The 22,594-nt window shown below is 47.6% G+C and carries 24 protein-coding genes; 12 read left to right on the top strand and 12 right to left on the bottom strand.

The genetic code is table 11. The annotated features are described in order from the left end of the window. Positions 1 to 91: 91 nt before the first annotated feature. Entirely contained in the window at positions 92 to 2,812 is a 2,721-nt protein-coding gene (locus PSE6802_RS0100195; RefSeq protein ID WP_019498054.1) for a BRCT domain-containing protein, read from the top strand. 62 nt (positions 2,813 to 2,874) lie between these two features. Next, a complete protein-coding gene (locus tag PSE6802_RS0100190; RefSeq protein WP_026102957.1) occupies positions 2,875 to 5,109 on the top strand; it encodes an AAA family ATPase in 2,235 nt (744 codons plus the stop codon). 201 nt (positions 5,110 to 5,310) lie between these two features. Here PSE6802_RS0100190 and PSE6802_RS0100185 read toward each other — a convergent pair whose 3' ends face one another. Further along, complete coding sequence (locus PSE6802_RS0100185) at positions 5,311 to 5,631, bottom strand: HU family DNA-binding protein (RefSeq protein ID WP_019498052.1); 321 nt, start codon at positions 5,629 to 5,631, stop codon at positions 5,311 to 5,313. Positions 5,632 to 5,853: 222 nt separating this feature from the next. Between PSE6802_RS0100185 and PSE6802_RS0100175 the strand changes: the two genes are divergently transcribed. Next, entirely contained in the window at positions 5,854 to 6,648 is a 795-nt protein-coding gene (locus PSE6802_RS0100175) for a RecB family exonuclease (RefSeq protein WP_019498050.1), read from the top strand. Between the two features lie 10 nt (positions 6,649 to 6,658). Then, the gene (locus PSE6802_RS0100170) at positions 6,659 to 7,432 is read left to right on the top strand and encodes a 3'-5' exonuclease (RefSeq protein ID WP_019498049.1); all 774 of its coding nucleotides are present in this window, start codon (positions 6,659 to 6,661) and stop codon (positions 7,430 to 7,432) included. 6 nt (positions 7,433 to 7,438) lie between these two features. Here the strand turns inward: PSE6802_RS0100170 and PSE6802_RS0100165 are convergent, their stop codons facing one another. Beyond that, complete coding sequence (locus PSE6802_RS0100165) at positions 7,439 to 8,389, bottom strand: aldo/keto reductase (protein WP_019498048.1); 951 nt, start codon at positions 8,387 to 8,389, stop codon at positions 7,439 to 7,441. A 379-nt stretch (positions 8,390 to 8,768) separates the two neighbouring features. Here PSE6802_RS0100165 and PSE6802_RS0100160 point away from each other — a divergent pair, with 379 nt between their 5' ends. The 5 genes from PSE6802_RS0100160 (at position 8,769) to mreD (ending at position 12,531) form a co-directional block, all read left to right on the top strand. Then, positions 8,769 to 9,530 carry an ABC transporter permease gene (locus tag PSE6802_RS0100160; RefSeq protein ID WP_019498046.1) on the top strand — a complete coding sequence of 254 codons (762 nt, stop codon included), beginning with the start codon at positions 8,769 to 8,771 and terminating at the stop codon, positions 9,528 to 9,530. Positions 9,531 to 9,624: 94 nt separating this feature from the next. After that, on the top strand, positions 9,625 to 10,068 hold the full coding sequence (locus PSE6802_RS0100155; RefSeq protein WP_019498045.1) for an SRPBCC family protein: 444 nt from the start codon (positions 9,625 to 9,627) through the stop codon (positions 10,066 to 10,068). A gap of 68 nt (positions 10,069 to 10,136) precedes the next feature. Further along, a complete protein-coding gene (locus tag PSE6802_RS0100150; RefSeq protein ID WP_019498044.1) occupies positions 10,137 to 11,162 on the top strand; it encodes a rod shape-determining protein in 1,026 nt (341 codons plus the stop codon). Between the two features lie 3 nt (positions 11,163 to 11,165). Next, entirely contained in the window at positions 11,166 to 11,954 is a 789-nt protein-coding gene (gene mreC, locus PSE6802_RS0100145) for a rod shape-determining protein MreC (protein WP_019498043.1), read from the top strand. Positions 11,955 to 11,976: 22 nt separating this feature from the next. Continuing rightward, positions 11,977 to 12,531, top strand: a complete 555-nt coding sequence (mreD, locus tag PSE6802_RS0100140) for a rod shape-determining protein MreD (RefSeq protein ID WP_071592238.1) — start codon at positions 11,977 to 11,979, stop codon at positions 12,529 to 12,531. A gap of 111 nt (positions 12,532 to 12,642) precedes the next feature. Here mreD and PSE6802_RS0100135 read toward each other — a convergent pair whose 3' ends face one another. Beyond that, positions 12,643 to 12,915, bottom strand: coding sequence for a hypothetical protein (locus PSE6802_RS0100135; RefSeq protein WP_019498041.1), 273 nt, complete (start codon positions 12,913 to 12,915; stop codon positions 12,643 to 12,645). Positions 12,916 to 13,127: 212 nt separating this feature from the next. Further along, positions 13,128 to 14,213, bottom strand: a complete 1,086-nt coding sequence (locus PSE6802_RS0100130; protein WP_019498040.1) for a S66 peptidase family protein — start codon at positions 14,211 to 14,213, stop codon at positions 13,128 to 13,130. 84 nt (positions 14,214 to 14,297) lie between these two features. On the opposite strand from PSE6802_RS0100130, the gene PSE6802_RS0100125 reads away from it, so the two are divergent. The 3 genes from PSE6802_RS0100125 to PSE6802_RS0100115 all read left to right on the top strand — a co-directional run bounded on the left by PSE6802_RS0100125 (position 14,298) and on the right by PSE6802_RS0100115 (position 18,025). Continuing rightward, positions 14,298 to 15,425, top strand: coding sequence for an iron-containing alcohol dehydrogenase family protein (locus tag PSE6802_RS0100125; protein WP_026102954.1), 1,128 nt, complete (start codon positions 14,298 to 14,300; stop codon positions 15,423 to 15,425). Between the two features lie 518 nt (positions 15,426 to 15,943). Beyond that, positions 15,944 to 16,957 (top strand): ferrochelatase, encoded by a 1,014-nt coding sequence (hemH, locus tag PSE6802_RS0100120; protein WP_019498038.1) that lies wholly within the window; start codon positions 15,944 to 15,946, stop codon positions 16,955 to 16,957. A gap of 315 nt (positions 16,958 to 17,272) precedes the next feature. Beyond that, the gene (locus tag PSE6802_RS0100115) at positions 17,273 to 18,025 is read left to right on the top strand and encodes an SIMPL domain-containing protein (protein WP_156815355.1); all 753 of its coding nucleotides are present in this window, start codon (positions 17,273 to 17,275) and stop codon (positions 18,023 to 18,025) included. A 310-nt stretch (positions 18,026 to 18,335) separates the two neighbouring features. On the opposite strand, the gene PSE6802_RS27145 is transcribed toward PSE6802_RS0100115, so the two are convergent. The 8 genes from PSE6802_RS27145 to PSE6802_RS0100080 all read right to left on the bottom strand — a co-directional run bounded on the left by PSE6802_RS27145 (position 18,336) and on the right by PSE6802_RS0100080 (position 22,545). Then, positions 18,336 to 18,962 (bottom strand): IS630 family transposase, encoded by a 627-nt coding sequence (locus tag PSE6802_RS27145; protein ID WP_263970299.1) that lies wholly within the window; start codon positions 18,960 to 18,962, stop codon positions 18,336 to 18,338. Continuing rightward, positions 18,926 to 19,375, bottom strand: coding sequence for a helix-turn-helix domain-containing protein (locus PSE6802_RS34570; protein WP_225902618.1), 450 nt, complete (start codon positions 19,373 to 19,375; stop codon positions 18,926 to 18,928). Before PSE6802_RS34570 ends, PSE6802_RS27145 begins: the two co-directional genes overlap by 37 nt. Before the next feature lie 73 nt (positions 19,376 to 19,448). Next, a complete protein-coding gene (locus tag PSE6802_RS0100105; RefSeq protein WP_019498036.1) occupies positions 19,449 to 19,796 on the bottom strand; it encodes a HepT-like ribonuclease domain-containing protein in 348 nt (115 codons plus the stop codon). After that, positions 19,783 to 20,091, bottom strand: coding sequence for a nucleotidyltransferase family protein (locus PSE6802_RS0100100; RefSeq protein WP_019498035.1), 309 nt, complete (start codon positions 20,089 to 20,091; stop codon positions 19,783 to 19,785). The genes PSE6802_RS0100105 and PSE6802_RS0100100 overlap by 14 nt, the downstream gene beginning before the upstream one ends. A 180-nt stretch (positions 20,092 to 20,271) precedes the next feature. Beyond that, complete coding sequence (locus tag PSE6802_RS35685) at positions 20,272 to 20,547, bottom strand: META domain-containing protein (protein WP_083901632.1); 276 nt, start codon at positions 20,545 to 20,547, stop codon at positions 20,272 to 20,274. 150 nt (positions 20,548 to 20,697) lie between these two features. Further along, entirely contained in the window at positions 20,698 to 21,195 is a 498-nt protein-coding gene (locus PSE6802_RS0100095) for a hypothetical protein (protein WP_019498034.1), read from the bottom strand. 215 nt (positions 21,196 to 21,410) lie between these two features. Further along, positions 21,411 to 21,803, bottom strand: a complete 393-nt coding sequence (locus tag PSE6802_RS0100085; protein WP_019498032.1) for a hypothetical protein — start codon at positions 21,801 to 21,803, stop codon at positions 21,411 to 21,413. Between the two features lie 229 nt (positions 21,804 to 22,032). Further along, entirely contained in the window at positions 22,033 to 22,545 is a 513-nt protein-coding gene (locus PSE6802_RS0100080; RefSeq protein ID WP_051050551.1) for a CAP domain-containing protein, read from the bottom strand. Between the last annotated feature and the right edge of the window lie 49 nt (positions 22,546 to 22,594).

Raw genomic sequence — 22,594 nt, 5'->3', positions numbered from 1 at the left:
GGTGGAACCCCTTCACCCCAAAAATAAAACCCGTTCTCAAATGAAAACCGCTATAGAGAACCCCTGTTCGAGTTTTGGAGTATTTTGAGTCATGGATTCTGAAATTATCTCTGCCATAGCAGGTTCGATAGTTCTGGTAGCCTTATTAATTGGCTATGGCTTTCGCCGTCATCAACAGAAACAACTCCAGGCGGCTCAAGCAGAGCAAGCAGAACAGGTGCGGCAACAGCAAGAGGCGGAAAAAGCAGCCTTGCAAAGCCAAATCCAAACTTTAACTGGCGATAACCAGAATCTAACGGAAGCGGTTAACCTTGCTAAACAAGTTGTTGCAGCAATGGAGTCAGAGGTCACAACCCTCACGCAGACTAAAGAAACTCTAACTCTAGATTGCGAATCGCAGAAGGCAACGTCAAATCGACAGCAGTCGGAAATTCAGGTTCTCAGTCAGGAAAAGCAACAGCTTGAAAGCGAATTGCAACAGGCTCAAGAGCTATCTAATAGCTTGGCGCAGCGGCTTGAAGAGCAAGCTCAACGCTATGCCGAACTGGAGACAAGCTTGCAGGCAGAACAAGAACGCAGTCGGAATCTCCAACGGGACTTGGAGAGCATCTCACAAGCTCAAAATACTTTGCAGGAAGAGTTGCAAATCGCCCAAAACGATACTGCTGAAATAAGCCGTACCGTGCTGCAACTCCAACAGGAGAAAGAGCAATTGGAAGCTGCCCAGCAACAAAACAACAGTCAAATTGCCGAACTGGAACAGCAACTAACCGCGATCGCGCGGCAGCAGGAACAAATTGAGAGCGAACTGCAACAAAAGCAAGCAGAATTCGATGGCGCGATCGCCCAAGCACAAACTGCGAATGCAGAGCTACAGCAGCAACTGCAAAACTTGACTCAGACCAACGAGCAGGTAAACTCGAATCTAACTCAAGCTGAGGAAAATGTCGCTGATTTAGAGTTGCAAATTGAGACAATAACGCGGGAAAAGAACGATCTAGAGAATGCTCTAGCCCACAGTCAGGCACAGAATCGGTCTCTAGAGGACGCAATTCAAGATTTACGCCAGCAACGGGAGCAAATCGATCTGGGTTTACAACAGGCGCACCAGGAGATCGCGACATTACAGGATCGGGTCGTAACGGTAGAAACTCGGGAGCGGGAAGCTGTGGCTAATTTATCTGCTCGACAGGAGCAGAATCAGACTCTGCAAGCACAGATTCAGCAGGCGCAACAGGAATATCAAACTGCGATCGCAACTCTTCAGGATCGACTGCAAGCAGCCGCCCAAAATTCCGAACGGGCGCAACAGCAAGTGCAGGAGTTAGAAGCACAGTTGCAAACCACCCAACAGGCTGCTCAACGGGAGTTGAAAGCACTTCAGATTCAGATTAATACGCTGACCCAAGAGAAAGAGCGCCTGCGCCAAACTACGCAAACTGGCGATCGCTCGCTTGCTACGCTCCAGCAACAAATCCAGGACTTGGAACGGCGAAATGGCGAGCTGGAGATGGCTCTGCACGCCGCCCAGGAAGCTACTGCCGATGCCGTAGTAGAAGCAGCTAAACAGGCATCTCAGTCGCAAGCGCGCCTGCAAGCAGAATTATCGGAATCTCAACAAGCTCTCACTTCGTACCAAACGCGAATTCAGTCACTGGAAAACAGCCTCCAATCGACCGAGACGGAGCTAAATCCTTTGAGAACGCAGATCGAAGCGCTGCAAACTGAAAAGGAGGATGTACAAGCGATCGCGCAGGAACGGGCATCTACTATTGCCGCATTGGAATCGCAAATTGTGCAGTTAACTCAATCGCAAGAGCAACTGAATCTCAATCTTCAGTCTTCTCAAGCGGATTTAGCACGGGTTCGATCGCAGATCGGTCAATTAGAGCAGGATAAGATTTCCTTTACGCAACAACTCCAGGAAAGTAAGGCGAAACCAAAGGAACTTGAGAAGGAGATAAAGTCGCTTGCTCAGGAACGCGATCGCCTCGCGCGCACCCTAGAAACTGCACAAGCGCATCTGGCTGAGATGCAACAGGAGAAAACCCAACTGGAATCGACACTCCAAACTGAAACATCGACTGCTGCTAATCTTCAGAACCGCCTCGCGCAGATGGAAGCGGTTGTACAGGAGCGCGATCGCTTGGTGGCGGAATTGCAGAGCGATCGAGAGCGTGCGGTGGCGCTGCAAGCGCAGATTGATGAATTAAGCAATCGCCAATTGCCTGCGATCGCCGAACCCGCGCCGGATTTAGTCCAGCAAATTGATGTGCTTACTCAGGAACGCGAGAAAATGAGCCAGGGGCTACAAGAGGCCAGTCAGGTAGTTAATGGCTTGGAGCAGCAGGTCAAGACGCTCCAGCGAGAAAAGGGGGAGATGGAAGAAGCAATGAAGATGGCGAGGGATGTGGTGGCTTTTCTGGAACAACAGCTAAAGGAGATATCATCTCCACAGCAGGTGCCAGGGGAGACAACTGCGCGATCGACACCATCAGAATCCACTGCTCCTCCTCAATCATCGCCGACTAAGGCAGAGCAACCCGAATCCGCAGCCTCAGCTACAGCTAACCCCGATCGGCCTCTAGAAGGTCAAACTTTTGCGATTACAGGTACTTTTACTAAGCTTAGCTTTGAACAGGTCAAAACGCTAATCGAGGGGGCAGGAGGGCGCATTAACTCTATGCCCAGCAGCAAAACCAACTACATTATTGTGGGACAAAATCCTGGTAATAAATTAGCTAAAGCAGAAAAACACGGTATTGCGCAACTATCAGAAACTCAGTTAATGGAATTACTGGGTATGCAGTAAGGTGGGCAATGTCCATCCTTTCCGATCGTGTACTCAGGCTGACCGCAGATCGCCCTAACCCAATGGATTTATTCGAGCAAAATCGGCAACGATTAACCGAACAGGAAGCGCCGCTAGCAGCGCGGATGCGCCCGCGATCGCTGGACGATTTTATCGGACAGTCGCATATTCTGGGTGCGGGAAGATTGCTCCGCCGCGCCATCCAGGCGGATCGCCTATCGTCGCTAATTTTCTACGGGCCGCCCGGTACGGGCAAAACCACGCTGGCGAGGATTATTGCCAATACCACCCACGCCCATTTCATCGCCATTAACGCTGTCTTGTCAGGGGTAAAGGAGATTCGCGCCGCGATCGAGGCGGCTCAGGAACAGCAAGGCGTTTACAGTCGCCGCACCATTCTATTTGTCGATGAGGTGCATCGATTTAATAAAGCTCAGCAAGATGCATTGCTGCCCTGGGTAGAGAATGGCACGATCGTTCTGATTGGAGCAACGACGGAAAATCCCTTTTTTGAAGTGAATAAGGCTCTGGTGAGCAGATCGCGGCTGTTTCAACTGAAGCCACTCGATCTAGAGGATCTGCGGCGGGTTGCCGCGACGGCACTCTCCGATCCAGAGCGCGGCTACGGTCAGAAACAAATCGATCTGGAATCCAACGCGCTAGAGCATCTGGTTAATATTGCCAATGGTGATGCCAGAGCGCTGCTCAATGCCCTGGAGCTAGCGGTGGAGACCACGCCATCCGATGCCACCGGAGTTGTTCGCATCACGTTAGAAGTAGCGGAAGAATCGATTCAGCGGCGGGCAGTTCTCTACGATAAAGAAGGTGACGCTCATTTCGATACGATTAGTGCCTTCATCAAAAGTTTGCGCGGCTCCGATCCCGATGCGGCACTCTATTGGTTGGCACGCATGACCTATGCAGGTGAAGATCCGCATTTTATCTTTCGGCGGATGCTGATTCTCGCCAGCGAGGATGTGGGATTGGCCGATCCGCAGGCTGTAGTTGTCGTGAATGCCTGCGCTGAGGCATTCGATCGCGTGGGACTACCGGAAGGGCGCTATCACCTCGCCCAAGCGACGCTCTATCTGGCAAACGCACCAAAATCCAACAGCGTGATGGGGTTTTTCGACGCGATCGCGATCGTAGAGAAGGAACAGCAGGCAGATATTCCGAATCCTCTCAAGGATGCCAGTCGCGATCGGCAGGGATTCGGACACGGAGCGGGCTATCTCTATCCCCATGCCTATCGCGACCACTGGGTGGCGCAACAATATTTACCTGCCAGCCTGCAAGGACAAGTTTTCTATCAACCATCCGATCGCGGTGCCGAAGCACAAATCGCCGATCGGGTCGCGCGACAGCGGGAAGCACAATTAGCGACATTTGCGGATAACGTAAAAGAAGATCTACCAGAAGGATTAACCCTTTCTCCCCCCAATGCGGCGGTGGAACGCTGGCTAAAACGTACAATTGAAAGTACGGGTGAGAAATTAGCTGCCGTCCGCGATCGCCTGTTCGAGCGAGCCAAATTGCAGCGCCATCATGTTGTCCTGGATTTGAATGCGGGTAGCGGTCTACTGACATGGGAAGCGATACGCCAGGTACCAGAAGGTGGGGTCTATGCCTGCACCTATCGCGAGGCAGAAGCAGATACTCTCCGCGATCGCGCCTCCGCTTTACCAGAATTAACGCGACCCAGAATCTTCACTGCCGCGATCGCAGAATTGCCAAATACGCTCGCTAAATTGGCAACAGGTATCCGGTTCGATCGGATCGTGGGTCACAATGCCCTGATGCGAGAAGCAGATAAATCCGGGGCGATCGCCATACTGGCTAAATTTCTGCTACCGGAGGGAGCGATCTCTTTACATGAGGCTATCCCTCTCCATACGCAACGTATCTATCGTTTGCTGGAGACAAATTCGATCGAGGTAAATCTCAAGCCTAAACTCTACGACCGTTGGGTGGAAGCCGAGGAAGCTATTTATCAGCAAGCATCCGATCCGATGTTGAACTGGGACGCTGGCGATCTAGAGCGCGGATTTACTGAAAACGGTTTATCGGTACAGATGGAGGTAGAAACGAATATCGCACCGATGTATGTCACGCCAGACTTAATCGATCGCTGGTTCGGTACTTCTGAAACTAAACCAACCTACAGCGATCGCCTGCGACATAAACTTTCCCATGCAGACGTAAAGAGTATTCGAGATCTGCTAGCGCTCAATTTGATGCGTAAAAGCGTTCCCTGGCAAAGTACAAGTGCTTTTGCGATCGCTAAATATCATCTCTGACGACTGACCGTTGCAAATGCGATATAGAGATTTATAGCTATAGCCAATAGGCTCAGGGGTGCAGGGGTTCCACCCCTGCGCGGGGGCAACGCCCCCAAACCCCCTTCTCGTTTTCATCTGAAAACCGCTATAAGACAATTCATGAATGTTAAGAAAAAAGCCCCTGCATTTATTTCAGGGGCTTTCCTTTTAACGGATACCTTATTTACCTTTGCCTTTCTTGGCTGGGCCTTTTGCATCCGCTTTGGGAGGTGCTACTTTTTCTTTAAACTGCTTACCAGCAGAGAAGGCTGGTACTTTGGTGGCAGGAATGGTCATTACTTCACCAGTTTTGGGGTTACGACCCTCCCGTGCTTGGCGATCGCGGGACTCAAACGAGCCAAAACCAACCAGCGTTACTCTGTCTCCAGATGAGACTGCATCAACAATTACCTCAAGCGTTGCTGTAAGGACAGCTTCAATATCTTTCTTGGTGACTGACGCACGACCGGAGATAGCATCGACTAATTCGCCTTTATTCATAGAGTTGATTCACTCTCATACATAGGTTTCATGGGGTTATGTTACCGCAATTTCGCTCTGAGTCAAGCACTCTACAGAATTGATATAGATTTTTTTGGAAAATTTGCCTGTTTTTTTACATTCTATTCCCACAAAACCAGGACAAAAAAAGGGGCGATCGCTTCTCAAAAACTCGGTTACAATGCTTGATAGCAAGCGCTCAAATGCCCAATACACAAGCTAATGACGTATTTTCTGTCTGCTTCAAAACTGCAAACTTATCACCGCTGTCCCCAGTCATATCATTACAGGTATGAGCTTGGATTAAAAAATGTATCTTTTTTTGGATCGGCGGCATTAGGCACGGCATTGCACCAGGCTCTAGCCCAAATTTACCGCGACTGGCACTACCACCATCCGATTCCAAGTTTAGAGTGGATAGATTTTTGCTGGGCGGAAAATTGCAAGGGACTATCCGATGCCCAGGTTCATGAAGGGCAATCCATCTTAACCGCGTACTACCACCGCTATATTGCCACCCAGACAGCGATCGCGCGACCAATTGCCGTTGAGGGCAAAATTCAAGGTAGCTTACAGATCGATAACCTGGAATTTGCGCTTGCGGGTCGCTACGATCGCCTGGATTGGCTAGAGGAGGGGCTGGAGTTGATCGACTATAAATCTACTAAGGAAACCAAATTACCCGAACCAATTGAATTAGATTTACAAATGGGGCTTTACTATTTAGCCCTGGAACAGCATTACCACCAGAGCCTCAAGCAACTCAGTTTGATATTTCTGCGAACGGGAGAGAAAGTTACATTTCAGGCTACCCCAGCCCAAAGAGCAAGAGTAGAAACCACGATCGGCGAGTTAGCCATGCGCTTGCGCCATGACGATCGCTGGCAGGCAACACCAGGGGAGCAGTGCGATCGCTGTACTTATGCCAGGTATTGTGCGGCGGTAAAGGAAAATCCCGAGCCATTACCGGAGCGAGTCAGACCGCGCCAGCAATTACAGTTAGTATTAGGATTGTGAGAGAAAGATCGTGCTCGACACCCTCAGTCAAACAGCTTTGAGTTCGGCCAATTTACTTGCCTACTATCGCTATATCTGCGAGCAACCCTTCACTGTCGTCGATGTGGAAACCACAGGAATCGGTGTCGATCGCAGCCGTGTAATTGAAGTATCCGTATTGCGGGCAAGCATTCGAGATGGCTTTCAAGAACAGGTTACCTATTTAATTAATCCGCAAGTACCGATCCCGCCACAGATCGCGTGTTTGACTGGGATTTATCAGTCTATGGTGGATGGTGCACCTGCTGCGGCTGAAGTGTGGAGGGAGTGCTTGCCAATGTTACAACAGGGCATTCTCACCGCACATAATTTGCCATTTGACTATGCTTTTTTGCAAGCGGAATACGATCGCTTGGGAATTTTATTTGTCCTTCCTCCCGAGCAAAAGTTCTGCACTTTAGCACTAGCCCGCCTTCTGTTACCGGAATTAAGATCGCGATCGCTGCCCGCCCTCGTGCAACATTTTAATTTTGATGTGGGGCGATCGCACCGTGCCGAGGCAGATACGCTCGCCTGTTGGATGCTGGCAAAGCAATTGCTCGCTGAGATCCGTAACATGGACGATGAAGCATTACTGGATATGTTTGCCCAACAGTGGATTAATGCCACCGCTGCTGCCGCCCTATTGGGATGCAGCGAGTCTGAAGTAAGCAGTTTAATGAAGCGATCGCGGGCATCCTCAAGCTCCCGCAGTCGCAGCGGTACCAGTCGCTATCGACGTGGAGACATAGAAAGCTTGCTATGATGAGCGTCAATTGCGCTCGTAGGAGTAAATATCGCCAGGTTGAATGAATAGCTCGGCAGATCGCCTTGATAGTAGTTCGATATCTTCTATTTCTAAGTTCCAACCAAACGCCTCAACATTACTTTGAATCTGCTGGCGACTCAGAGTTAGCCCAGAGATTACCGCACCAACTCCGGGTTGTTGACTTACCCAGTTGAGTGCTACTTGTGAAATGGATTTATCGTACTTTTGCGCAACTTCAGCTAGAGTCCCTAACATGCTAAAAGTACTCGGCCAACCACCGTGAGATTGGATCGTATTGCTGTAGTAAAACGACCGTGCGTGATCTGACTGAAGATGCGGCTGTTTCATGCCGAGAAATTTGTCGGACAAAAAGCCTCCCGCCAGGGGGCCATAGGTTAGTAATTGAATATTATGCTTGAGGCATAAAGCTTGCATCGAGGCTTCCACGCGGCGATCGATCAAGCTGTATTGGACTTGATGGGTATGAATTGGGGCAAATTTGAGAGCTTTCTCCAGCATGGCGGTATTGAAATTAGTTACCCCTATTTGCTGGATTTTACCTTGCTCCACCAACTCATTCAGAGTATCAAAGGTAGAAGCAAAGTCGAGGTTAGAGTCATGCCAGTGAACCTGCACGGAGTCAAGCGTATCTCTTTGCAGCCTGTGCAGGGATGTTTCAATCTTGCTGCGTACTTGCATGGCAGAGGGTATGCCACTAAAAAACACGGCCTTAGTAAAAACTTGACAGTCGCGTTTTTTGAGTAAATTTCCCAAAATTTCCTCGCTGCGTCCGTAAATGTCAGCCGTATCAAAGGCGTTAACGCCCAAAGAAATGTAGGTATCTATGGCATGGGCAATATCGGGTTCTGAGATCTTCTTCCAACTGCGATCGTCAAGTTGCCAGCAGCCTACCATTAGCTTGTTCTGGTTGCTGCCAAGTTGCTGAGAATTCATGTTATACGGTTGCGATTAGAAGGATAACGTGCTGGGGGTATCTCAAGTTTGCAGGTTCATAACCCCACACATTCTCCCCTTGCCAAGGGGAGGTGCCGGAGGCGGAAGGGTAATTGCAACTGGGACGATCCCGACGTGCCTGATGTACTTAATTGCAGCACAGCCGATCTCAACAATATCAGGTTGTCGCTAGATTTCGAGAGGTGTAATAGTTAATTTAGGAGAATTTATCGTAGCTGAGGCTCGTTGGTTTACTATAGTTTTGCTAAATTACTCAACCGCTCTGAACCGAACTGGATAATCGATCGCTGAATTAATGTCCCAAACTTCAACTTCTAATCGTTTGACGTACATAGGTATAGCAATTGCCTTAGCTTTCATGCTAATGCCTTTACTGATGCCAATCTTTCAGGCTTGGGGTATCCTGGCCGATCCCAATGAGTTTCTCAGCAATCCCACCAATGCCGCCCCATCCAGTCAATACTGGTTCGGGACTGATGCCCTCGGTCATGACGTACTGGCTCGCACGATTGCAGGGGCGGGCGTAGCGTGGCAAGTAGTTTTTGCTTCTACTCTGCTCAGTCTCGCCATAGGCGTTCCGCTCGGTACGATCAGCGGCTATCGCGGTGGCTGGCTGGATCGAGGACTGGTGTTTGTAATGGACAGCATTTATACGTTACCAAGTCTCTTGCTTGCCATGACCATTGCTTTTGTAGTAGGAGGAGGCGTGTGGAATGCCGCAATCTCGCTCAGCGTTGCCTATATTCCGCAGTACTACCGCGTGATTCGCAATCAAACTGTTAGCGTTAAAAACGAACAATATATTGAAGCGGCGCAGGCTTTGGGAGCTAACACCTGGACGGTATTGACGCGTTATCTAGGACAAAATGTAATTCAAAGCATTCCCGTATTATTTACGCTAAATGCGGCGGATGCCATTTTAACTTTGGTAGGGTTGGGCTTTTTAGGCTTGGGCGTACCCGATGACATACCAGAATGGGGACACGATCTCAAGCAAGCCTTAGATGCCCTATCTACAGGGGAAAATATTTGGTGGACGGCATTTTTTCCTGGACTCGCAATTACGCTGATGGTGGTAAGCCTGTCTTTAGTAGGTGAAGGTCTAACCCAACGCAAGTGAGCTGGCATATATAGCGGTTTTCAGATAACCGCTGGCTGCTGAAAGCTATAATAACAGTTATGACTATCTCGATACTCCCCCAATAATTACAATCATGTCCGACTGGCTAGAGCATACGGTACAAGTTGAAGTCGATCGTCCGGTCGAGCGCGTCTGGTCGATGTGGTCGGATCTGGAGAAGATGCCGCGCTGGATGAAGTGGATCGAGTCAGTCAAAATATTGCCCGATCGCCCCGACATATCTAATTGGGAATTGGGTTCTAACGGCTTTACCTTTACCTGGCGATCGCGCATTCTCAAGCAAATACCAAATCAGATCGTGCAATGGGAATCGATTGACGGCCTGCCCAACCGAGGTGCGATCAGGTTTTACGATCGCCACCATCATAGTACGATTGTAAAGCTAACAGTTGCCTACGCTATACCTGGTATCATCGGGCAAGTCATGGACAATTTATTTTTAGGGCGAATGGTAGAGTCCACGCTGAAAGCCGATCTCGAGCGTTTCCGCACCTATGCGGAGGGGGCGACCGACTAGACTTTGTGCCGAGATCGTACTAGAATCTGCCGGTGAACTTTAACTTTTACTCTCTGGAATAACCTGACGTGGGTATCTTACGTAGCTTCTCAAAGGATATTGGCATCGACCTAGGTACTGCCAACACTGTTATATATGTCTCAGGCGAGGGCATAGTCTTACAAGAGCCTTCAGTGGTTGCGATCGATAAGCGAGACAATACTGCCTACGCAGTGGGTGATGAAGCCAATAAGATGATTGGTCGTACCCCAGGCGACATTATTGCCGTCAGACCATTACGCGACGGCGTAATTGCCGATTTTGATGCGGCAGAAATGATGCTGCGGGCGTTTATCCAGCGCGTCAAACGCGGCATATTTAATCCGCGCATTGCGATCGGCATTCCCAGTGGAGTAACTGGCGTGGAATGGCGCGCAGTGATGGATGCGGCGCGTCGGGCTGGTGCCAGAGAAGTGTATCCGATCGACGAGCCGGTAGCAGCGGCGATCGGGGCGGGGTTACCAGTAACTGAAGCAACTGGCAATATGATTATCGACATCGGTGGGGGTACCACAGAAGTTGCCGTCATGAGCTTACAGGGCATCGTACTTAGCGAGTCGGTGCGGGTCGCTGGCGACGAGCTTAACGAAGCAATCATGAACTACATGAAAAAAGTGCACAATCTAGTTGTCGGCGAGCGAACATCTGAAGAAATCAAAATTAAAATAGGTTCTGCCTACCCCACAAATGACGATGCCTCGATGGAGGTCAGAGGTTTGCACCTGCTATCTGGAATGCCTCGTACTGTAACTGTTAAAGCCAGCGAGATTCGGGAAAGCATGGCAGAGCCTTTATCAGTGATTGTTGAGGCTGTTAAGCGCACCCTGGAGCGGACTCCACCCGAGCTAGCGGCGGATATTGTAGATCGCGGCATTATGCTTGCTGGTGGTGGTGCTTTGTTAAATGGTATCGATACCTTGATCAGTCATGAAACTGGTATCGTTACTCATATTGCACCGGCACCATTAAACTGCGTAGTGATGGGTGCGGGTCACGTGCTAGAAGACTATAAGAGACTGAGTCGCGTCCTGACGAATCGCATCCGTAATTTCTAGACTATGGAGTCTATTCGCCGTTGGTGGGAGCGCTATAGGTTACAGGTATTGCTTGCGAGCTTAGGGCTGGCAATTGCCTGGGCAATTAGGCAAACCCAAGGCGTTGCTCTAATGGAGATCTACCAGTTATTAAGTCGTCCTTTTCAGTTTGAATATTCTGATAAGGAGGTGCTTGCGAATGCTCAAATTCGCGAGTTACAGTACCGCATCACTGAGATTGAAAATCAAAATCGTCAGCTTAAGGCGTTATTGGGGACAAAATCGAGGTTAGCAGGACGCGGTATCTGGTCTTCGGTCATTGGTCGTAGCGGTGACTCCTGGTGGCAGCAGATTGTAATCAGTCGCGGTAGCAGTGATGGGATTAATATCGGTGCGTTAGTAGTTGGCCCAGGCGGCCTGGTCGGAAGAGTTGCCAGCGTTTCGCCAAATAGCAGCCGCGTTCTGTTAATTAGCGATCCGACTAGTCAGGTAGGCGTGACGATCAGTCGCACTCGTAGTATGGGGGTGCTGCACGGTCAAGCGCAAGATCTGGCGATTTTGGAATTTTTCGATCGCGATCCGGGAGTCAAACCCGGTGATATTGTCCTCACCTCACCCTTTAGTTCTATGTTTCCAGCGGGAATTCCGGTGGGCAGGATTAAGTCTGTCAACTTAGATAAGCAACCAGCGCCTGAAGCACAAGTAGAGTTCTCTGTACCTATGGGGCCGTTGGAGTTTGTGAGAGTTTACCCTTACACTGAATCTGTATCCGAGCTATCCAATTCCGAAGATAGATTAAACCCCAGACAATAAGTTAATTCATGAACTCTATTTAATGTCGTTACATAACCTCAAGGCCCCTGGAGCAAAGTCCCGTTTTATAGTTAGTTGGCTGGTTACCTTACTGTCAGTTTTGCTATGTACCTTAGCTTTACATACAAGGCTACCCGGCATGAGTTTGATGGGATTAGGACCTAACTGGTTATTAATCTGGCTGGTGGCATGGAGTTTGAAGCGTCCGGTCTTAATTGCCGCGATCGCGGGTGTAGCGTTAGGGTTTCTGCAGGATGCAATTACAATTCCGAGCCAGGTGATACTAGCTCCTACCCATGCTATTGGTATGGGTATCGCAGGCAGTCTGACTGCTATGTTGCAAAAGCAACGTTATATGCAAGAAGACTTTATCTCTGTAGCGTTGATCGTGTTTGGCATGACGGTAATTACTGAGACATCACTGGCAATTCAACTAGCTCTGATAGAGAAAAATTTTGTCGCGGTTTGGATGCTTCAGCAACGGGTTGCTTTGGGATCTGCAATTCTTAGTAGTCTCTGGTCTCCAGTATTGCACTTTCCAATGAGTCGCTACTGGCGATCGCTGGAAAAGTTCTAGTTTGCGAATTCTTTCTGCGGTCAAGAATTATAAAGCGAACGACTCTCGTGCAATTCGTCAAACTCGTCAAATGATGTTTGGCCAGGATATTGTTGCAGTGCCTATTTTGCCCTAGTTTTGAGAGGTTTGGTTGCGGCGATTCAGATGGCGAAACTCCTCTAGTAAAACATAAAACCTCCGATCCGTTTCATCTTGACGCTGTCTTAAATCGACTATTGCCTGAGTGAGTAGCGTAATATTTTCAGTCATCGTAGTTCGGATTTCCGACATGAACTCATGACTATTTCCCATTGTCTCAGCCAGTCGCTCCTGAGTGTTAGCAAGTTTGATTATGAGTTCCTCTATTCGATCTATTCTGTCGTTCTTATTGTTACTTGTGGTCATAGGTTCATCTCTTATTACTCAATAAAATAATACCAAACCCAAACAGCGATGTAGCTATTAGTATTACTCAGACGAATGTCACTGAAAAAAGCGAATTGAAAACTGCTATATATCACGTCGCTGGCTGAAATGTTGATGCAAGGCTCTCCGAAATTGTCGAAATCGGTCAATTGTAATGGTTAGGCGGCTAATTTTAGCTATAAATGCAGTTGCTAGACAACTGCATTCTCCTCAACAGTGAGGGTTCTGGCTGTAGCATCTAGGGTTGCCATTGCACCAATCGGTAGTACGGCATTCTCTCGAATGTGGCCGAACATGAGGTTATATAGTGTGGGAATGCCTAGGGGTTCAAAGCGATCGCGCAAAACTTGTTCTAAACTTAGCGTCTGATAGAAACTCGGTTGGAATTCCTTGGGAACGCAATCTTTAAAATGTCCCAGGGCAATGCCAGCAGCATCCTGCAATTTCCCTGTCAGCCACAGTTGCGTTAACATGCGGTCAATGCGATAGGGTTCTTCGCCCACATCTTCTAGAAATAGGATTTTGCCCTTAGTGTCGGGTTCGTAGGGCGAACCAATCAGATTCGTTACCAGTGTGAGATTCCCTCCCACTAGTTGCCCCGTAGCCCGACCCGGAACGATCGTGACTAGACGATTATCCCTTTCTACCGATTTACCATTAGCTGGTGGTGCCGCAACTCTACCAATTTTGCCAGAGTTCATAATTGCCTGGCGGAAACTGGCGATCGCATAGTCGCCTACACCCGTTAGACCCGACGAACCGTGAAATCCAATCAGACCTGTCTTTTGATAAATTCCGATTAGCAAAGCCGTAATATCGCTATGCCCGACCACGACTTTGGGATTCTGGCGAATTAGATCGTAATCCAGAAAAGGTAACAGGCGGCTGCAGCCATAGCCACCGGAAAACGTGACTATACCGCGAATATCAGAGCGGCGAAACATTTCATTAATATCCTCAGCTCTCTCTTTATCTCTGCCAGCGAGATATCCATATTGAGCGTTGATATGCTTGCCCAATACGACCTTAAATCCATACTGCTCCATCGTCTCCATCGCAATTTTAATTTCCTCTTGCTCGTAGACATTACTCGCAGGTGCTACCATTCCCACTGTGTCGCCCGACCTGAGCATGGGTGGCTTGATCGCTACGCCAGAGGTACTTGCTTTTTGGGACTCAGCACTTGCCTGTAACTGACCGACTAGTTGGTGCGCGGTCATGGCGATCGCGCCCGACACGCTGCCTAAAAACCACCGACGAGAAGTTAGATTATGCATGGCTAATTATGTAAGCTGGATAACTAAGCTGGATATAGTTTCGATATAATTTCTGTATTAGGTTAAATGAGCTTATACTCCAAAATGGTCGCAAATACTATTGATAGCTTACCAATGCTGGCGATCGCTCCAGCACAAGTTTGGCGCGGTCAGGGAATTATCTCACAACTTGGCGATTACTTATCTCGTTGGCGGTATGGGGTTAGTCGTAGTATTTTGGTCGTGGCGGGAGCCAGGGCAAAAGATTTAATTGCTCCCCATCTAGAGCGTGCCGCGATCGCAACTCAGGCAACAATTCATTATGCACCCGCGATCGCGGATTGTACGGAAACTAACCTCGCCATTTTACGCGAGGAAATCTCCACCCATCAGATCGCCACAATTGTTGGTGCGGGCGGCGGTAAAGCCTTAGATACCGCCAAACTTGCAGGCGATCTAGCTAATTTGCCTGTAGTGACGATTCCGACAACAGGTGCTACCTGCGCGGCCTGGACGGCTTTGAGTAATGTCTATAGCGAAGCAGGGGCATTTAGTTATGACGTGGCGCTCGGTCGCTGTCCCGACTTAATGGTAGTGGACTACGATCTGATTGCGACGGCACCACAGCGTACGCTGGTGGCAGGGATAGGCGATGCGATCGCCAAATGGTACGAAGCATCAGTCAGTAGTGGTAGCAGCGATCGCACCATGGTAATTGCAGCGGTGCAGGAAGCCAGGATCTTGCGCGATATTCTGTTGCAAAAGTCCAAAGAAGCGATCGAAAATCTGGGTGGAGATGTCTGGCGCGAGGTTGTAGATGCCACGGTTTGCCTAGCAGGTGTAATTGGTGGGGTTGGTGGCGCTCAGTGTCGCACAGTTGCCGCCCATGCCGTCCATAATGGCCTGACGCATTTGTTGCAATCCCACGGCACTTTGCACGGTGAAAAGGTAGCCTATGGTATTCTCGTGCAGTTACGCCTGGAAGAATTTCAAGGCAGCCAATTAGCTACCACTGCCAGACACCAGCTACTCAAGTTCTACGATGATATCGGACTACCCAAAAATTTAGCAGATTTAGGTTTAGCGGACGTGACATTACGGGAATTAGAAACTGCGGCTATCGTCGCTTGCCGACCGGAATCAGATATTCATCGCCTTCCCTTTACGGTTTCTCCCAGCCAACTAACAGCAGCTATGGTTTCTACTACAGCACCAATCTCAATAAGGGACTAGCCGGAAAATATAGCGTTTTTCAATTGAGAACAGGTTTTATTGACGGGGTGAAGGGGTGAAACCCCTTCTTGGGGGCGTTGCCCCCAAACCCCCTTCTCGTTTTCATCTGAAAACCGCTATAGGATATCTACTTCGCTATACTTTCAACCTTGCTAACAATGGCATAATAACGATACCCGACAAATCTGTAATAACATGGGCAATTACGATCGCGACGAGATCGCGTTGCCATAACCGACAATAGCAACATACATGCCCATCGCAAGCATCTGCAGAAACAATGGGGACTGCGGTGGAATAAATCGAGCGTCTGCGACAGCCAATAACACTGGCCCGAATAAGGCAACGACCAACCCTATAATTGTTGCTGTCAGATTTGCACTCACAACCCTGGAATCACTTTCTTACTTACTTTTGTTTATGCCCGGCATGTAAACCATAACAAATCACTTATAACAATAATTATTAACAAGTATTAAGCTATTATTAATAATTATCTAAGATTCAGGATCTGCCGCATGAGTAGCCGTGTTGGTGTTTTGCTATTAAATCTCGGAGGGCCAGATAAGCTAGAGGATGTTTACATGTTTCTCTACAATCTGTTCTCTGACCCGGATTTGATCCGCCTTCCGCTAAGATTTCTGCAAAAACCCATTGCTACACTGATTGCAGCGACACGCGCACCCGTGTCCCAACAAAACTATGCCCTTATTGGTGGTAAGTCTCCACTACGCGAAATTACTGAGGCGCAGGCAGAAGCGATCGCCACCGCTTTAGAACATCGCGGGCAGCCTGTTAAAGTATATGTGGGAATGCGCTATTGGAAGCCCTACACCGAGGAAGCTCTGGCGCAAATAAAGCAGGATGGAATCACCAAGCTGATCGTATTGCCGCTCTATCCTCAGTTTTCAATCAGTACCAGCGGTTCCAGTTTTAAGCTAATCGATCGGCTCTGGGAAAATGACAAAGAACTGCAAAAGATCGAGCGCATCACGATTGAATCCTGGTACGACCGTCCCGGATATATTAAAGCCATGAGCGAGGCGATCGATACGAAGATGCACGCCTTTGACGACCCCGATCGCGTACATATATTTTTCAGCGCCCACGGCGTACCCAAGAAGTACGTAAGCGAGTACGGCGATCCCTATCAAGTCGAAATCGAAAACTGCGTTGACCTGATCATGCGATCGCTGCGCCAGCACTACGGACGCTTTAACGCCCATACTCTGGCATACCAAAGTCGCGTCGGCCCTGTTGAGTGGTTGCAGCCCTACACTGAAGAAGCGATCGCCCAGTTGGCTAAGCGCGGCATCAAAGATTTGCTCGTAATTCCCATTAGTTTCATCTCAGAGCATATCGAGACGCTACAAGAAATTGATATGGAATACCGTGAAGTTGCTGAATCTGTTGGCATTCACCACTTTGAGCGCGTTCCCGCACTCAACGTCCATCCCTTATTTATCAACGACCTTGCAGATATCGTGTTGGAATCTTTAGGTGGAGTTGAATCTAAAGCTGTAACTGCTTAATTGTTAATTGCGATTTAGAGCAAGAACTGGGAACAAATTCTTCCCAGTTGCGACTTAACATTTCAGCACATGTAGTTTTTCTCTGTGAATTTGTCAAGTAGAGTGAGCAACCATTTGTCAAACACTTGATTGAGCACTCGGCAACCACAGGGGGGCAGGCAAGCAGCCTGCCTTTTTAATTGCTATAGCAACAAGTTAGTATTAGGACGGGGTCAGAGGTTTTACTCCTGCATGAGTCTGTGCCCCCACACACCCATATCAAATCAGATTGCGTAGATATAAGATTTAGTAGAAAATTTTTAGTGGGGATTATTTATGAACGGACCTGTGAAGCCAGTAAAGCAAAATATGGAAAGTATCGCCAAAGCTGCTAGAATCGCAGTCTTGCCTCTATTAATTTGTTTTAGCGTGATGGATTTACCTGCGGCGATCGCTCAAGAAGTTCGTCCTGCCAGAACTTTAGTTGTAACCGGACAGGGCGATCGCCCCGTGCAAACTACTAAAGCTCGCGTCCAGCTTGGTGTGGAAGTAGAAGCCAAAACCGCGCAGGATGTGCAGGTGGAAATTGCCCGTAAAGCTAATGCGATCGTCGCTAAGCTGCAAGAGCTTAATGTCGAGAAACTGCAAACTACAAATATCACGCTCAACCCCAAATACGTCTTCGAAAATAATCGCCAGCGCCAGGTAGGTTTTACGGGACAAGCCAGCGTTAGTTTCGTCACCTCCCTCGACAAAGCGGGCAATACAATGGATGCAGCCGTTAACTCTGGTGCCAATCGCGTCGATCAAATAAGCTTTATTGCGCCCGAAGATGCCATCCGCGCCGCCCGTAATGCTTCGTTGCAAGATGCGGTCAAAGACGCACAAGCACAAGCTGATGCCGTACTCGGCGCGCTCAATCTCAAAGTACAATCCGTCCGCACCATCCAGGTAAATAACGCTTCGCCAATTCAACCAGTATTTACTAATCGCGCTGCGCTTCAAGCTGTCGATGCCGCTCCGCCTACACCCGTAATTGGTGGCGAACAAAGAGTTCAAACCTCTGTTACTGTAGAGTTTAGTTATTAGTGGCCTCAGATGAGAGAAGTATTTGATGCCAACAAAATCCCGCCAGCGATCGCACTTCTACATACTGAGAGATGCGATCGCACTTTTGTGTTACAAGTTTTTGGAGGGCGATCGCACAACTGAACCTAGAGTAACGAGAGTGCGCTCGCGCATCATCATTGGTTCTAACCTGTTCTCTATTATAGCCCTAGACAGATCTGTTAGGACAGGGGGTGTGGGGGCTGTGCCCCCGTGCAGGGGTGGAACCCCTGCACCCCGTCCTAAGCCTATTGGCTATAGCTATTGCCTTGGCAATAAAATAGAATGCAATCTATAGAGCAGCATAAATAATAGATGGATGCTTAAAGTAACTCCTAATGTGGGCAGGCAATCTCTGCAATTTCTGCAGTTGAGATAGCAATCTATGTTTTAATTGACCCAGGTTTCGCGTCAGAGGTTTGGCGTGAACTCCCTGTTTCACATCACCATTGAAATACTCTACTGGATTCAACTGCGGCGCATAGGAAGGCAAATAAAATAACTCGATCTCCTGGGAGTGCTGTTCTAACCATTGCTGCACGGGGCGCTCTCGATGGACGGGATGGCGATCCACGATCCAAAACAGTTTGCTTGAACGCTTGTCAATCAACCGTTGCAGAAATTCAATAAATACTGGGGCTGTCAAGGTACAGGTGTAAAGCATAAATTGAATCGTGCCTTGATTACTGATGCTAGCAATGAAATTCAACCGTGTCCGCTCGCGTTTACTAGGACGAATTTCAGGGGGATGCCCCTTGGGTGCATAACCTCGCCCCCCATACTCATCAGAACTGAGTCCCGATTCATCTCCCCACTCGATTTCGGCACCTTCTGCTTGTGCCCGTTGCTCAATCGCGGGATATTCTTCCTGTAACCAGTGTTTCACGGCAGCGGGGTCTTGCTCATAGGCACGTTCGATCGGCTTCTGGGGGCTGTAGCCCCATCGTTTGAGGTATTCCCCACTGTGCGGATTGGCATCTCCACACCTAATTCTTGCTCGATTAAGGCTTTTACGGCTCGTCTACTCCACAAGGCGCTCTCGATCTGGTATTCCTCCGGGCTGTGTCCCCGCAGCATTGCTTCAATCGTTGTTTCCTCTGAGGCACTTAAACTGCGCCCTTCCCCTACCTCTCGTCCTCGTCGCTGCTGAAACAGGGCTGCTTCTCCGTAATCTTGATACGCCCACCACCACTCCGTAATCGTGTTACGATGAATCCCCAGGTACTCACTAATATCACATACTCGTTTCCCTTGTTCTCGCAACCGGATCGCTTGCTGTCGAAGGTAATTTTGCGTCTCTATCGATAGGTGTCGGCCATCTGGTTTATCCATGTCAAACCTCCTTGTGCCTTTACTTCTATTATCCTATGCTTTCTTTTTCATTGCCGGAGCAATATATCATAATTCATATCTCTAAATCGTTTATTGCCTTTTTAACCTCAATCAAAAGTGAACCTAAATCTTGAGTTATTACTTGCCAGACAATATCTAAATCTACATCAAAATAAGCATGAATAATGCGATTTCTCATGCCAATAATTTGTCGCCAAGGTATTTTAAAATACTTAGTTTGGCATGGTTCAGAAACATTATTTGCAGCTTCACCTATGATTTCAACTAATCTTACTAGAGCTAAAGATAGCATCCTATCATAATCCAAATCTTCTCTAGTGCGATTATTTGCAAAAGAAAGCGCCTCTTGTGCTGAATCTCTGATGTGTTTTAGCCGAGTCAAATCATCAATTCTGCTCATAGATAACTATCGCTTCTGCTAAGACTTGTTTGCGAAAATAACGGCTTAAATCTGCTGGTGTTCTTAAATCTATCTGGCGATCGATCATATTTGATAACTCATCTTCCATCGTAATAATAGCTAAACCCGGAGTTTTCCCCTGTTCAAATTCCACTAAAATATCAACATCACTTTCTCTGGTAAAATCATCCCTTAATACTGAGCCAAATAAAGACAACTTGCGGATCGAGTGACGTTGACAAAATTGTTTAATTCCTTCTTGAGATAAATTAATAGGTAGAGTTATTTGTTTCATGGTTAAAACCTCTGTTCGATCTGCTTCATTTCCATGATAACTGGAGTTTAGTAATAATTACCTCAACTGGCGATCGCACCCCTTCCGAATCTAGACCAACAAGTGGTGCGATCGCACTTCTGTACCAAAAGTTTTGAGAAGGCGATCGCTCTGTTGCGGTTTAGTCGAATGCACGATCGATTACTGCTGAATGAATCCTAAATAATGCCACGGGGAGGTATATGAGAGGGTTAAGCCTCGATCGGTTACACTGTATTCGCGAACTTGTTCTAGTGCCTGAAAATAGCTGCTTTCTTGTGCGAGCACCTCCTCACTACCACCTACTTTTGTCAGGGTTATCTTCTCAATCTTGATTTTACCAGAAGTTCGATCTAGGGGTTCAACTGTGTAAATAGTACTATATTGATTGATGCCTCCATTGCCGCTAAGTTTGCCATCCTTAAATTCAGCTGTAATTTTCGTGTTTGGTAGAAGCGGGAGGCACTGCTGCTTTAAGTGTCCAACTTCCTTCTAGGTTTGCATTTGCAATAGTCATGAATGTGTTCCTTAAAGAGATTTAGAGAATGCGCTACACTTCGTTAACGCACTCGATGAAAGTGGTGATCGTTATATTTTTCCTTTTCCTTGATAAGGCTGAATAGAGGCATTGTTGGCTCTGACATAACAGTTGTAGTTCTCTCCTGAAGCGCTTCTTACACGCATCCAGGGTTTACCATTCCTATCTTTTGCATTCCTTAACACTTCGTCAGCACCTCCACGACCTAAATCTGCCTGCAAAAGCTCTCCTCGCTTGAACTGTCGTGTAATTCCATAATCTAACCCAACACCGCTATGACAATCTACCCCCCCTGGAACGACGACTTGCCATAACGAGCCGGCGGAATATGGTCTCGGTACTGTGCCTTGGATGAGTGCTTCATTACCAAAGTAATCGCCATTACGATCTGGCTTTGGCATGACAGGGGTTTGAGCCAAAACCAATGGTGCTCCAGCTAATGCAATCAGCGTTAGAGATATTGAAGTTAGCACTCCAACAGAAAGAGCATTAAGAATCACAGTTGGTCTATTTTTCGATTCGACTGGAAAACAGTTAATAGTAGTCATTGTTCTTCTCCTTGAAGATAATGTCCTCCAGGTATTCTGGATGACGGTTTGTTTGAAGCGATCGCATTTCTATTGCAAGAATTTTGGGAAGGTGATCGTACTTTCTTTCGCTCAACCTCCGAGATTATGTTCGCACTATCCAAGGAATTTCAATTGACTGATGAAAATATCTTTGGGGTTATGCAAAATTGAGAATCAGTTATTTTCTTTATGGGTCAAGATTTTTTGCTTTCATCATTACTCCAGGTGGAAATACTATCTATCCCACCACCAAAGATGAGGCAAAGAAAACCATAGGTTGCTATATAACTTAGAAGTTCTTGCTCATTCCCTCCAAACACATCTCTAATGTTAGTACTCATAGCTATGTAAGTTAGAGTAGTAAACACAAAGATTACCCCAAACTTTGTCAATTGATTTGAAAAAAACAAACCACAGTATAACCCAACTCCAGAAGACCCAATAAATAACATGGGATAATACAATGTTCCCTTAAAAATACTACTTACAAACCAAGTTATTAGACCTATTAAGCAACCAATGAAAAAACCTTTTAGGGCTTTTACTGGAAAATTCTTGGCAATTGTAAATATGTCACCAAAATTCATTTCTCTACCTCATATGCTATTGTTAATCACTGTTCTCTTTGTGCTTACTTCTCTCCACATCTAGATGCTCTCTACTTCTCGTTCATGAACTTACACTACGTGAGATTACATTTAAAAAGATAACGAGAGAAGTAAGAGCCAGTAAGCATTTGGCTCCTAAAGCTCTACCAGCAGGAATGCCCACTATGATTACATTCCTGCTGATTTATCCTACAGGTTGCTGACTCAATTAATAAGGACGTTGTCCTTTAACATTTCCTCCAGGAGAGTAGCGACAAACGAGTCTATAATTTCCATCACGCCCGTCAACACCAGCACATCCTACTTCCTTAGTATTCCTCCAAACTACTTGAGTATAGTGACCGACTTTTGCCCAATCACCAGTCTTGCTAACATTAGGAAAGGTTCCATTGACAAAATACTGCTTTTCTCCACCCCAACTCCCAACCATTTGTGTAAAGCTAAACTTACGTGATGTACCCATCCAAAGGTTTTCTCCTTGACCAGATCTGCTATGCTCGAATTTTCTGTTGGAACTGAGGTGATTTGCCCAGTCTTGAGCCTGCCTTGCCAAAGTATTAGACCAAGTGAGGGGTGGTGCACCGACTTGCGATCGGTACGAGTTGTGGGCATTCAGGAGTTCATTGGCTGAAGCAGGTAAAACACCACCTATTACAGCTAATGTTGCACCAACAAGAATTGCTGTAGCATTGATTTTTGTCTGCAATATTGCGTGAGTCATGATTTTCTCCTTTAAGAAATTGAGTTTTTGGGAATATAAAGTTCGGCAT

The sequence above is a fragment of the Pseudanabaena sp. PCC 6802 genome, assembly GCF_000332175.1.
GTDB lineage: Bacteria > Cyanobacteriota > Cyanobacteriia > Pseudanabaenales > Pseudanabaenaceae > PCC-6802.
Note: the sequence above shows the minus strand (reverse complement) of the source record. Positions and strands in the feature narration are given on the sequence as shown.